The 13381-nt window shown below is 58.9% G+C and carries 12 protein-coding genes; 11 read left to right on the top strand and 1 reads right to left on the bottom strand.

What is annotated here, in order from left to right; genetic code table 11:
* Nucleotides 1-2135 (bottom strand): Ig-like domain-containing protein (locus tag JG725_RS17430; protein WP_199379128.1); only part of this gene is annotated, 2135 nt, incomplete at its 3' end.
* 1834 nt (nucleotides 2136-3969) lie between these two features.
* Between JG725_RS17430 and JG725_RS17425 the strand changes: the two genes are divergently transcribed.
* From JG725_RS17425 to JG725_RS17375, 11 genes are all read left to right on the top strand, one after another.
* Nucleotides 3970-4872 (top strand): LysR family transcriptional regulator, encoded by a 903-nt coding sequence (locus tag JG725_RS17425; RefSeq protein ID WP_199379126.1) that lies wholly within the window; start codon nucleotides 3970-3972, stop codon nucleotides 4870-4872.
* A 477-nt stretch (nucleotides 4873-5349) separates the two neighbouring features.
* On the top strand, nucleotides 5350-5562 hold the full coding sequence (locus JG725_RS17420; protein WP_199379124.1) for an AlpA family transcriptional regulator: 213 nt from the start codon (nucleotides 5350-5352) through the stop codon (nucleotides 5560-5562).
* 35 nt (nucleotides 5563-5597) lie between these two features.
* On the top strand, nucleotides 5598-6461 hold the full coding sequence (locus JG725_RS17415; protein WP_199379122.1) for a ParA family protein: 864 nt from the start codon (nucleotides 5598-5600) through the stop codon (nucleotides 6459-6461).
* Complete coding sequence (locus tag JG725_RS17410) at nucleotides 6445-6705, top strand: type II toxin-antitoxin system HicA family toxin (RefSeq protein WP_199379120.1); 261 nt, start codon at nucleotides 6445-6447, stop codon at nucleotides 6703-6705. The genes JG725_RS17415 and JG725_RS17410 overlap by 17 nt, the downstream gene beginning before the upstream one ends.
* Nucleotides 6698-8437: a ParB family protein gene (locus tag JG725_RS17405; protein ID WP_199379118.1), complete on the top strand. Its 1740-nt coding sequence runs from the start codon at nucleotides 6698-6700 to the stop codon at nucleotides 8435-8437. Before JG725_RS17410 ends, JG725_RS17405 begins: the two co-directional genes overlap by 8 nt.
* Nucleotides 8438-8446: 9 nt before the next feature.
* The gene (locus JG725_RS17400; RefSeq protein ID WP_199379116.1) at nucleotides 8447-9007 is read left to right on the top strand and encodes a DUF2857 domain-containing protein; all 561 of its coding nucleotides are present in this window, start codon (nucleotides 8447-8449) and stop codon (nucleotides 9005-9007) included.
* Complete coding sequence (locus tag JG725_RS17395) at nucleotides 9007-10212, top strand: STY4528 family pathogenicity island replication protein (RefSeq protein ID WP_199379114.1); 1206 nt, start codon at nucleotides 9007-9009, stop codon at nucleotides 10210-10212. The genes JG725_RS17400 and JG725_RS17395 overlap by 1 nt, the downstream gene beginning before the upstream one ends.
* Before the next feature lie 291 nt (nucleotides 10213-10503).
* Nucleotides 10504-11301: a PFL_4669 family integrating conjugative element protein gene (locus JG725_RS17390; protein ID WP_199379112.1), complete on the top strand. Its 798-nt coding sequence runs from the start codon at nucleotides 10504-10506 to the stop codon at nucleotides 11299-11301.
* Complete coding sequence (locus tag JG725_RS17385; protein ID WP_199379110.1) at nucleotides 11298-11837, top strand: DUF3158 family protein; 540 nt, start codon at nucleotides 11298-11300, stop codon at nucleotides 11835-11837. The genes JG725_RS17390 and JG725_RS17385 overlap by 4 nt, the downstream gene beginning before the upstream one ends.
* Entirely contained in the window at nucleotides 11831-12790 is a 960-nt protein-coding gene (locus JG725_RS17380) for a site-specific DNA-methyltransferase (RefSeq protein ID WP_233356466.1), read from the top strand. Before JG725_RS17385 ends, JG725_RS17380 begins: the two co-directional genes overlap by 7 nt.
* Before the next feature lie 44 nt (nucleotides 12791-12834).
* Nucleotides 12835-13281, top strand: coding sequence for a single-stranded DNA-binding protein (locus JG725_RS17375; protein ID WP_199379107.1), 447 nt, complete (start codon nucleotides 12835-12837; stop codon nucleotides 13279-13281).
* Nucleotides 13282-13381: the final 100 nt, after the last annotated feature.

Here is a 13381-nt window from a genome sequence, read left to right as displayed (position 1 = left end):
ATGGTGAAGCCGCCATCGCCACCCGCTGTTACGCTGCCCAGCGAATTACCCGACGCATCGGCAATCGTCACCGTGCTGCCCGCTTCCGCAGTGCCACTCACCGCTGCACCGTCTTCAGCTACCGACAAATCGGCGGGTGCAGCGGGCGCGGTCGTATCCGGCGCGGTGGCGGTAGTGGGCGTGGAAATATTGTTCGCCGCATCCGTCGCCATGACCGTCACCGTTTCACCGTTGGTCAGCGCGGCAGGCAGCGCAACGCTGTATACGCCAGACGCATCCGCGGTGGTGGTCAGGATAGAACTGTCCGGTAGCGTTACAGTTACGATGCTGCCCGCTTCGGCCGTACCGCTTACCTCAGTGCCGTCGCTATTGATATAGGCATCCGGCGCGTTCGGGGCGGTGGTATCCGGTGCCGTGGCAGTGGCCGGTGCAGAAACATTCCCCGTCGCATCGCTGGCTACCACGCTAATCGCTTCGCCGTTGGTTAAGGACGGGGATAGCGGTACGCTAAAGTGGCCGTTATCCCCGGCGGTTACGCTGCCCAGCGAATTACCCGCCGTATCGGTAATTGTTACCGAGCTGCCGGCTTCGGCCGTACCGCTGACGGCTGCACCGTCTTCAGCTACCGACAGATCGGCGGGTGCGGAAGGCGCAATGGTATCCGGCGCAATAACGGTTGCCGCTACCGAAGCATTCCCCGCCGCATCGCTGGCTACCACGCTAATCGCTTCGCCGTTGGTTAAGGCTGGCGATAACGGTATGGTGAAGCCGCCATCGCCACCCGCTGTTACGCTGCCCAGCGCATTACCCGCCGCATCGCTAATCGTCACCGTGCTGCCGGCTTCGGCCGTACCGCTGACGGCTGCACCGCCTTCAGCTACCGATAGCTCGGCGGGGGCGGAAGGCGCGGTGGTATCCAGTGCAATAACGGTTGCCGCTACCGAAGCATTCCCCGCCGCATCGCTGGCTACCACGCTAATCGCTTCGCCGTTGGTTAAGGCCGGCGATAACGGTATAGTGAAGCTGCCATCGCCACCCGCTGTTACGCTGCCCAGCGAATTACCCGCCGCATCGGCAATCGTCACCGTGCTGCCCGCTTCCGCCATACCGCTGACGGCTGCACCGTCTTCGGCTACCGACAGATCGGTAGGTGCATCGGGTGCGGTGGTATCAGGTGCAATAACGGTTGCCGCTACCGAAGCATTCCCCGCCGCATCGCTGACAACCACGCTAATCGCCTCGCCATTGGTCAAAGGCGGAGATAACGCTACGCTAAAGCGGCCATCATCCGCCGCCGTTACGCTGCCCAGCGTATTGCCCGCCGCATCGGTAATCGTCACCGTGCTGCCCGCTTCGGCAGTACCACTGACGACGGCACCGTTTTCGGCTACCGACAGATCGGCGGAAACGGCTGGCGCAGTGGTGTCAGGCGCAATGACGGTCATAGACGCGAAAGTATCCCCTGCTGGGTCAGTCACCATTACGTTCACTTTTTCACCGTTTTTCAGCGAATCGTAAAGGTTGACACTCCAGGAGCCGTCCGCATCGACCAGAGCTTTGGCGGTAGAACCATCCGGTAGCGTTATGGATACAGTGCTACCCGGCGCCGCCTCCCCACCAATGGAGCTACCATCTTCTTTGATATTTACGGTTGGTGTCTGCACGTCGAGCGCCCGCGCACCGCGCTCGGAATCATCATGGTTATCATGGCCATCAGACGCCATAGCAATCACGCCACCCACCGCGGCTGCCCCGGCCAGAATATACGGTAGAGCAGACCCGCCTACAGACTCCGCACTTTCAGCCCCGGCGATGATCTCATCAATACCGGAAATAGATTCAAATTGAGATTGAGTTGCAGGATCTTTTACCCACCAGAGCGCGCCATTCTCGTCTTCCAACACCAACTCGCTGGCGCCGTGTTCTCCGGCAATATAAAAGTTTTTCAATACCACTTTTTCACCGGAGTGAAACGTCACGACTAAAGCATTGCCAGAGCGACTCATGGAAGCGATTTCTTGCCGACTAGCCCGCAGCGTCACAATGGAAGGAGAAGATAAATTCAGTTCTCCGGTAGAGGAATTAACCATAGAGGTAACGCCGTTTTCTTTCGCAGTAATAGAAAAGTTGCTCATTTAACTTGCACTCCCAAATGAGTATTGATCAAAATTAGTTATGAAAAAGAGTAACTAAATACATCTCTTATCTATTCCTGGCGAAAAGAATCCCACAGTAAATGAATCGCGCACTGGCGATTCATTCATCATGAAACACTCGGAAGAAATTGGCCCCAAAGAAAATAGCGTCCTAATTAATTAAAATGTTTTTTATTTATAAAATAACAAACATTGAACGGCAGACAACGATGTGCCGCCGCGTCTTTTCCTTGCTGTGATATTTAGATAATGCTGTTCTTTATTCGATTTTAACTTCCCAATAATATCTGTAAAAAAATCTTACTACCTATTTTATTTAGCACAAGCAAAGCAATATGCAAGGTAACGCTAGAAAATTTTACTTAGGGAATTCCAAAAAAACCGCCCCCAACGAATGAAAATAAGTTTAATATCAACAAGAAACCGATTCCAATACGCAAAACCAGCGCTAACATGACGAGTGTAATCATATAGATTAAAAAATCGCCTGAACCAGATTAAAAACCACATAGAATAACGGCTTTCCGGTGATAATTTCAAAAGGGTATTTTGACAGGCTGAGGATTTTTTACAGATGTAGATAAAATAACTTGCAAGAAAAAGACCTATTTTCCCGGTCATTATAAATAAATGGAAAAGTGATAGTCGCTTATTTTGAAAGATATGACCATAGCATAACGAATCATAACCAAATAAAAGATGAAAATATAATAAAAACACTATTATACAAGCTATGATTTTATTTTTATGGAGGGTAACTATATTATATCCAGATTTTCCATATATTATCTTCTCTGGCATGAAATTTTTCCGATTTGTTACGTTATTCCCCCATAATCAGACCGTTATAATCCTTTCTCCTATAAGCCGACTGGACTCATATGCCTGCATGTGGCGTGGTATTATCTCGACAAATACATTACGGGAAGATTACAAATCTTACCGTGGGCTGTGACCTGCCGGACAAATCGGATCGGAAAACGCCATAACCGCCGCTCCCAAGTTGAGACTCGGACGCAACGCTTATCACGCCCTTATTCGATCCTGGTAACAATCCGGTACCGGCAACTATCCTGTTTTTGGCATCAACTCTGGCCTGAAAAAAGCCGGCGTGGGGTTTTCGATGAGGATAACTGGAAATAAAAAAAGAGCTTTCGCTCTTTTTTCAAAGATCTACAGATTGCAATGGACATCTGTAAATCATAATTTGGAGCGGGAAACGGGTCTAGAATCTAGACGTCAACTTATTGATTTACAAAGAGTTTTTCCGACCCCGCGTCACAGGATGGACAAGATTATGGACTAACTTCGGCCTAATGGCAAGACCTGTGCCAATCTTTTTTCCATACACGTCCACATACAGCTACCGACATCCACAGCCACCGCGCTGATGCTCGCTTCATTCCTCCCCTGTCGCACCCCATACGCATAAGCCGCCGGCTTGCCCAGAGGCTATGCTTCAAGGGCGAGGGAGCCCTTGCCCTGGACACCGCGTCAGCGGTCTTCCTCCAGCATGGCGTGGCAGACGAACTAACGCATGCTGGGGTGGCCTTACTTTTACCGGCCCCCACAGAACCGCAACGCTACCGGTGTTCGGCCGCCAGTCCCTCAGCACCGCGGCGACCGTATCCGAGCAGCGTACGCCTGATCTGGCTGTGGATGCAAAACGCTTCCCGGCTTGGTCAGGTGGCGTTTTCGTGCATGGCGCTGCTCAAAGATGCAGGCCCCACGTCGTCGGCACGTTCGACCAACAACGATCCAGCCAAGAGGCCAGCACACAACATACCCACACAAAAAGAAGGAGTAGGCATACATGAGGATACGTCACCTGCAATATTTTCTCGTCGTCGCGGAAGAACAAAGTTTCGCCCGTGCCGCAGCGAGGGTTCACATTGAACCGTCCCCACTCTCTCGAACCATCCGGGATCTGGAGACCCAACTGGGAGTTCAGTTGCTCCATCGCAGTAAGGGGCGCATCCGGCTAACATGGCCGGGCGAGGTTTTTCGTGAAGAGGTTCGCCGAATCCTCGCCGTCATAGAAAGCGCCCAGACCCGGGTGCATTCGGCATCCCAGGGTTACATCGGCCGACTCCGGATTGGCCTGGCGGACAGCCTGGCTCAACCTCGTTTGACCCAGTTGCTCGCGCGATGCCGCGAGGAAGAACCTCGCACGGAAGTGCGGATCTCCGAGATGACGGTCAACGAGATGCTGCAAGCGCTGAGCCACGATCAGATCGACGTCGGTTTTACGGTCGATGATGCTACTTCGCCGGGATACCGCAAGGAAGCCGTGTGGGCCGAGCGGCCGGCCATTGCCATCCCGAGGAATCATCCCTTGCTCTCCCTTGAGAAGGTTCCGATTGCCGAGGTGCTTCGCTATCCGTTAGTACTTTGCCATCCCGAGCGATGCGCAGGCGGATATAACGTAATCCGACGATGGTTTGGCGAACCATCATTGTCTCTGCCGAGGATCGCGGAGTATGTCTCAGGGCATGAGCCGATGATCATGTTGGTCGCGGCTGGATACGGTGTTGGCATCGGCCTTGCCTCGCAAATCGCGCTTTACAGTCATCCAGAAGTCATTATTAGGGAGGTGGTCGACGATATCCCCAACACTGCAACCTTCATAGTTACTACAGAGAAGGAGCGTTCACCTGAACTTGAGCGTTTTATCGATCGAGCATTTATTATTGGAGGTATGCCAGGGACGAAGTAAGTTAGACCTGTCTCCTTATCCATGATTTCTTTGTGAATCAGCAATACTTTTTTTGTCGGCCGTGCGACAAAAAAAGTATTTTTCTAGGGCTCCGAAAATCCACATGCCTTGATGCAAGGCGGCGCTTCGCCGTGGCCGCTGCCAGCAGAAAAAGTCAATAGCACATCAAAAATGATTTCGGACTTTTTTGGTCGCTCCGCCGACAAGATTTAACTCTCCTTGCAACTTTCCACTCTTGCGCAACATCCGGTCGTGCAAGAAGCCCTTTTGTTGTCACAAAACATTCATAAACATTGGCATCTGGGTAGATGGGCGGGCTGTTATTGGCAGAACCATCTAGAACAATACCGGTATTTCTTTCCAATGAAAAGAATGCGGTGACCGGCACGTTCCTATTGTTTGATGTGGCTGATTGGTGGCGTTTATTTAATGACGGTCATGCCAAGAAGCGCTACCAAGCATCGAGGAGTGACCATCATGTTCCAGCAGGACAATACGCCAACTCCAGAACGTCGCATCCTTCGTCGTGCGGACGTTGAAGCCAAGACCGGGTTCAAGAGAGCCCACATTTATAGCCTCATGAAGGAAGGCAAGTTTCCCAAGGCCCTTCGCCTGGGCGTTAGGGCCGTGGGATGGGATTCCGCTGAAATCGATCAGTGGATCACTGATCGTCTGAAAGAGCGCACCTGACTGCTCCCCAGTCAACCAATGAAAAGGAGCAGGCTATGCAGGTGATATCCATCATTTCAACGAAAGGCGGCGTCGGGAAAACCACCATTGCCGCCAACCTTGGGGCCTTCGTTGCCGATGCGGGTCTGCGCGTATTGTTGCTCGACCTGGACATGCAGCCCACCCTGTCCTCCTACTACGAGCTGTCGAATCGTGCCCCAGGAGGCATCTACGAGCTTCTGGCTTTCAACGAGCGCAATCTGGTGCGCCTGGTCTCGCGCACCGCCATCGACAACCTCGACGTAGTGCTGTCCAACGACGAGCACCGGCAGCTCAATACCTTGCTGCTCCACGCACCGGATGGTCGGCTGCGGTTGCGCAATCTCCTGCCGGCATTCCAGCCGCACTACGATCTGATGCTGCTAGACACTCAGGGCGCTCGCAGTGTGCTGCTGGAAATGGCTCTGCTGGCATCGCATCAGGCCGTATCCCCGGTGACACCGGAAATACTGGCAGCGCGCGAACTGCGTCGCGGCACTTTGCAACTGGTCGAGGACATCGCGCCTTATCGCAATCTGGGCATCACACCGCCGCCGCTGCATCTGCTGATCAATCGGGTGCCAGCTGTGTCTTCCAATGCCCGCCTGATCCAGCAAACCTTGCGCCTGATCTTCAAGGGGCAAGCGGGTATCCAGATTCTGGACACCGAGATTCCGGCGATCGAGGCATTTCCCCGCGCAGCCACTGGCAGTCTACCGGCTCATCGCGTCGAGCGGCGGCGACCGTCCGGCCGCCAGGCACCGTCCGCCCTGGAGGTCGTGTGCGGCCTAGCCAGCGAGTTGTATCCCCAGTGGCGTGAGCAGTTCGCACACGTCACCGGAAAATCCAGCGGGAGGCATGCCCATGTCGAACGCACGTGAGCTGGCCCGAGGCCACAAGCAGTTGCTGCCGTTTATCGAGTACGCCCTGAACGAAGGCTGGGAGGTCGTTCGTACCGCTGGTGGGCATTTGAAGTTCGCAAAGCCCGGCATGCCACCGATCTTCACCAGTTCCACGGCCAGCGATCACCGCGCCGGGCGCAACGCACGCGCCTTGCTGCGGCGAACACAGCTTCAGTTCGGCACGACGGAGCCATCCCCTGACAAGGGAGGCGACAATGTCTGATGCTTCCGTACAAGACCTCGCCGGTAAGCTGATGAGCGAGGGCTTCGCGCGTCGATCGCCAATTGCGGACGCGCTGACCGACCCGATAGCGGAAACGCCGATGGTTGTCACGCTCGACGAACTGGCGCCCTACGAGCTCGATCCGCGACTGACCCGGAACCCACGCTATGACGAGATCAAAGACTCGATACGCGAGCGCGGACTCGACTCGCCACCGTCCATCACCCGGCGTCCAGGAGCGGCCCACTACATCATTCGCAATGGCGGGAACACCAGGCTGGCCATCCTGCGTGAACTGTGGGCGGAGACCAGGGATGAGCGTTTCTTCCGCATCCCCTGCCTGTTCCGGCCCTGGCCGGAACGCGGAGAAATTGTCGCGCTGACGGGGCATTTGGCGGAAAACGAACTGCATGGTGGCTTGTCCTTCATCGAGCGCGCCTTGGGGGTGCAAAAAGCCCGCGAGTTGTACGAACAAGAGACTGGCAAGGCGCTGTCGCAGTCTGAACTGGCAAGACGCCTCAAGGCTGACGGCTACCCCGTTCCCCAGCCCCATATCAGCCGGATGCAAGAGGCCATCCAGTACCTGCTGCCGGCCATCCCGACCGTGCTCTATGCCGGGCTGGGGCGGCGCCAGGTTGAGCAACTGACCAGCCTGCGGCGCGCCGCCGAACGCGTTTGGTCCAGCCGCAACGCGGCCAGGAACCAGAACATCGACTTCCCCACGCTGTTCCAGGATGTGCTGACATTCTTCGATGGAGCGGCGGGCAGTTTCAGCGTCCAGCGCGTACAAGACGAGTTGATCGGGCAGATGGCCGAACAACTACAGGTGGAATACGACACGCTGGCCTTCGAGGTCACCGATTCCGACAAGCGCTGGCAGTTGCTTGAAACATCGCCGACCGCCGAGCCCGACCCACCGACGCCTGCAGCGGCCCCAAAGCCGCTTGCACCAGCACCGAAAGTGCCCGCACCGTCTGCGGAGGGCGCAGCAGTACCGGCTGCAGCTGCGCCAGTACCTTCGCCGCAACCGGACGGTGCAGCATCGGCACCGCCACAGGAAACCGCCGCACCGCCCGTCCGCCCCCCGAAAGAGACAGTCGACGAACACGAAGACGCCGAGCGCCGCACGACGCGCCTGCAGGAGCATATCGTCTCGCCCGCGGGCACGACCGAGCGGCTGGAGTCGATTCAGCGCCTGATCGCCGACCACACTGGCGAAGCTCGTCCCGACTTCGAGCACAACGTCTTGCAAGCCATCCCGGTGCAGGTGGGCGGGCTCTACCCGATCACCGACATTTGGTACATCGAGCCCGCCCTAGACGACCCGGAGCGGCTTCGTACTCATATCGCCCAATTCGCCCAGGAGATCGCCAGCGAAGCCGGCATCCCGCAGGTCATTGAACCGTGCGAAAGAGGCATCGGCTTCCACTGCCTGCCCGCCGATGACACCACAGCCGATCGGCGCTCACAGCAGACTCTGGCGCTGTTACAAGCCCTGAGCGCACCGTATCTGTCCGGGCAGTCGGGCACTGCGCCCGAAAGCGCCATACTGCCCACGCAGTTGGGGCTTCTGCTCCAGGGTGGGCCGGCCGCCACCGAGGATGACAGCATGCCGGCTCGGCTCAGCGACAACGCGCTGGTGAAGCTGTACCGCCTGCTGCGACTCGCACGCCGATTGCGCGATCACGAGGACGGCACACGAGATGGCGACAACGCCATGTCCGAGCCGTAGGGGGCCATCATGTCCGGTCCACACCCTCTCAATCAGGCGGTGATTGCACAAGCGCTCCATGATCTGCGCAACGGTCAGTTGCGCCGGGCCAAGTCGATGGGCTTCGACGATGAGGATCTCGATGCACTCAAACACCCCGCGTTGGCCAGCGTACTGGCCAACGCCAACGTGTCCTGGTGCTCGGTGGCCATCAATCGCGACGTGCTGCGCCGTCTGCTGCATCAGGCCGATGACGTCACGCAGGAGGTGGTCAGGATCGACCGCCTCCTGCGCCTCGGGGCGAGCACTGAACTCATCAGCAAGTTTTTCGGCCTCACCCACCAAGAGATCGCCTTGCGCCGCAGCGTCATCGGCCTGCCAAAGCGCAAGGGCCGCCACCCGGTGCTGACCGAAGAGCAGGACATCGATCTGTGGAAACGCTGGTCCACCGCCGTGAAGGAGCAGGAAGTCGATACCAACGACGACATGGGTATGCTGGACATTGCGGCGGATCTCGCCGAAACCACTAGCCTTCCGTTGTCCGTGATCTGGAGTGCCGTACGTGGATGGATCGACGAAGGACTCATCTGATGGAGGGGCCGCGCCGCACCAGCGGCCCCGTTCGGCTGGGTGACCTGTTCGACAAGGCCGTCACTCAACTGCAGTCCCAATGGTCCGAACCGTCTCGGACACCTGCGCCGAACCCGCGACTTGCGCCGACCGCGCAGGCAGACGGCTTCCTCTTCAGCGGCAACCGTCATGACAGCGTACCGCGCGCCTTGTTGCAGGATCGCCGCCTGACCCCGCTTGAGCGCAACGCCTGGCAAGTTTTCCACCTGATGCTCACCGACGACGGCATCAGCGCCATGCCCACCTACGACCAACTCGCCCCCTGGCTGGCCTCGATGCCATGCGCGACCCGCGCCTCGCACGAGACGGTCGCCCGCACGCTGGCGGTGCTGCGCCTCACACGCTGGATCAGCCTGGTCAGGCGCCGGCGCGATCCCAGAACCGGGCGCATTCTGGGCAACCTCTACGTCCTGCACGACGAACCGCTCAGCCCCTACGAAGCGATCCAGCTCGATGCCGACTACCTGGAACTGGTCAGCCAGTCGCTGACCCACGCCAGCAAGTCCATCCAGCGCGTTGGCGTGCACACCCTGCAAGAGCTGACCCAAGATCCGATGCTCTGCGGACAGGTACTGCCAACCCGGCTGCAGGTACTGTCGCAGCGTCTGGCTGCTCAAGACTGGAACACGGCCTGCGCCCCCGAGCCTGTGGACAACTACGATTCCGAAGACGGGCCACAAGACCTGCTTCGAAATCCGCGGGGTCTTGCTTCGGATTCCGAAGTGGGCGGTAAACCCGGTGAAACCGGCTCACTTCGGAATCCGAAGACCGCCCGTACAGTACGTAAAGAAGAAAATATAAAAGAAGTACGTACAGTACCGCGCACGCTCGCGCCATTGCGTTTGCCTGAGCGCTTCCTGGCCCTCAAGGTCGAGCAGCAGACAGGGGCGTTGGCAGCGTTGCAATCGGTCGAGCGCGAGCTGCAGCAACCCTTGATCGACGAATGGGAGGCGCGCTGTACCTCCACGGTGATTCGCAACCCCACAGGCTACCTGTTCGGAATTATCCAGAAAGCCCTGCGCGGCGAGTTCCATGCCTGGGCCGCACAGAAGGCGCAGCCCGCGCCAACGCCGGCGCGCAAGGAGCCCGAGCCACCCCCTGTCCCAGCCAGCGCCGAGACCGCGATGGCGCACATTGCACGACTTCGCGATCTGCTGCGCACCTAGACACCTGGCCCAGCCCAAAAGCGGAAGGTATGTCCATGGTGTTCCACCGACGCCTATACCACGGGTATAGCGCAATACACAGCCTTCCGTCCATCAGGGGCACTGTGCTGCCAGAGGCAATACAACGCAGTGTCCACTGAAGTCCATAGCCGCCTATACCACGGGTATAGCGCAACAGGATGCCTTCCCGCAGCGTCAAGAAACAGGTTAGCGCCAGTGCGGTTTGATGACTGACGGCCTTCCTGCGACTGCCGATGCTGGCGACTCGTTTCACTACAGAGAGTCGTCACCATGGCCCAAGAGAACAACGCCGCCGAATCCCTCCAGTTGAACCTGGGGTCACTGCGCAGCGCGATGTCGCTGACCCTCCACACCCACCACGCCTCCCGCATCTGGCATGGCCGAGCACCGGCCGAGGGCAAGCCAGGCATCGTCGGCCTGAACGGCTTCGTCTCGATCATGAACAAGCTCAAGCGCGGCGCCGAGCAAGATGACCCGTACTCGGACTGGTGGATGTTGCGCATCGAAGAAAAGCTCGCCACCACCAAGGAGCAGCTTCAAGCCCTGCGCCAGCAGGTGGATCAGGCACTGGCCGATGTACCGCCAGCCCTGAGTCTTGGCGAAAACCTCAACGTGCAGCCTGTGAAGCTCCCGCTGTTCGTCTCCTCCCAGCTCGGTTTCATGGCTGTCTATTTGCTCGCCGACTACGACGATCTTGCGCGCCGGCTGATCCTGGCTCACCACACGGCCCTGATCGACCGCTCGACTCTGGAGCGCTGGCTCCACGATGGCGCCCATGTCCTGCGCAGCCTGTTCTCGCTGTCGCAGCAGTATCGGTACTCGGGCACCACGCGCGATGATTTCGCCGCGAAAAATGCCGCAGCACGGGCAGCGCTGGAGAAGTTCGGCGAGCTGCCCCAGGACGTGCTTGAAGGCAGCCGCCGCAGCCGCTTCGCGCCACCGATCGTGCGGCGTGGTTCGCAGCAGCGCGCAAGCGCAGAACCAGCCCTCACCGACGAGCCTGAAGCGCTGGATACCGCGACAGCCTCCACCGAGGCAGCGGCCCCCGACGAGGGTGAGCCAGCATGACGGTGCGCGACCCAGCCCAACTCAGGCACTTCCATCCGCTGGAACAGACAGACTTCATCAACCTGGAACAGGCTGCCTATCTAAAAGGCCTTTTAAAGCCTTTTAAAAGTAAGAGAGCACTCTCGGACTGGGCCAGTCAATGCCACGCGCTCAGGGGGCAGTTGATCGACCTAGCGCAGCGGCGCGTGCTGGCGCAGGCACGGGGCTATCCCTTCCACCTGCTGCCTGTAGAGCTGGCCCTGCAACACACTGGCGCAGGCACAAGCTTTCTACGCTGGCGCAAGCATGACCGCTCCGCCATGGGCGTGGCCCTGTGGCAGCACATGATGGCGAGCCCGGCCACACCTGCGAATCTGCTCGACGACCTGCTCGCGCTGGAACAGCAGCGCATCGTGTTGAACATGCAGGTCAGCCTGCTGCACACCCTCGGCCGCCAGGCTCAGGACTGCGCCAGCAAAATGGCCCAGGCGGAGGATGCCTATCTGCGCCGGCTCCAAATCCTTGCCAGTGGCAGCCGTGGGCCATCGTCATGCTGAGCGCGCCGCCATCCGCACCGCGTTGGCTCGATCGCACCCATGCAGGCGACTGCCTGCGCCTGCTGCGGCGCATGCACGCCGATGGCGTCAAGGTGCAGAGTTGCATCACCAGCCCGCCTTACTTCGGGCTGCGCAGCTACCTGCCGCCCGAGCATCCCGACAAGCGTCTGGAGATCGGAGCCGAAGACACGCCCCAGCAATATATCCGGCGCCAGGTGCAGGTGTTCAGGGCCGTGCGCCAGCTCCTGGCCGACGACGGCACCCTGTGGATCGTGATCGGCGACAGCTACGCCGCACGGCGCACCTACCAGGCCGCCAGCACCAAAGGCGGATGCAAGCACGCGGCGGCCCAGGCGGCCGTTGGTGCGATTCGTCCGGGACGCGACATCAAGGCCAAGGACATGCTGGGCATCCCGTGGATGCTCGCCTTCGCACTGCGCCGGGACGGTTGGTATCTGCGCCAGGAACTGATCTGGCACAAACCCAACGTCATGCCGGAAAGCGTGACCGACCGCTGCACGCGCTCGCACGAGCACATCTTCCTGCTCGCCAAGCAGGCCCTGTACTACTTCGATCACCAGGCCATCCGCGAACCCTCTGTCGATCCGCGCGGGCCGGGCAACCAGCGCCCGGTGCGCCAGCCTCCGTACGGACGTACTTCCGGTGTCAACGGCAACCTGCGCGGCAACCTACACAAGATCGGCGCCCGCGAACTGCGCAACAAGCGCGACGTATGGACCGTCGCTCCCCGCCCATACAAAGGCGCCCATTTCGCTGTGTTTCCCGAGCAACTCATCACGCCCTGCGTGCTAGCAGGCTCGCGCGTGGGGGACACAGTGCTCGATCCGTTCATGGGCAGCGGCACCACTGCGACTGTGGCGCGGCGGCTGCAACGGCATTTCATCGGCTGCGAACTGAACCGGTCGTTCATCGACCAGCAGCGCCCACATTGACCAATCTCGATGCGGGCATCTTTCACCAACCAGGAGTCATCCACATGAGTACACATTTCAGTGGCGAAGGAAACATCGGCTCTGCGCCGGAGTTCCACGAATATCCCAACGGTAACGAGGAGCCGCGCCGTGTCCTGCGCCTGAACATCTACTTCGATAATCCCGTGCCCGGCAAGAACGGCAAGTACGAGGATCGCGGCGGCTTTTGGCGGCCCGTCGAATGGTGGCATCGCGATGCCGAACATTGGGCTACGTTGTTCCAGAAGGGCATGCGCATCGTCGTCCGTGGACGCGAGGAGCGCGACGACTGGACCGACGAGAATAACAATCCGCGCACGACCTACCGGGTCAACGCTCGCAGCGTGGGCATCCTGCCGTACCGCCTGGAATCCGTGGTGCTCAGCCCGAAGCAGCAGGAAATCGAGGAGGAAGCGAAGCCGACCGAAGCTGCGCCGCCGAAGGAGGCGAAGGCGAAGAAGACCAAGGACTAACCAGCCCGCGAGGGCGGCTGTAGCAGCTCACAGCCGCCCTCCATGCGCCAGCGCCCGTATTGCCAATGCCCTGTGCTTTTTTCCGCAGCTATACCACGGG

Source organism: Brenneria sp. L3-3C-1 (genome assembly GCF_016456245.1).
Classification (GTDB): domain Bacteria; phylum Pseudomonadota; class Gammaproteobacteria; order Enterobacterales; family Enterobacteriaceae; genus Brenneria.
The sequence above is the reverse complement of the archived record's forward strand: the minus strand, read 5'-3'. Positions and strand labels throughout refer to the sequence as shown.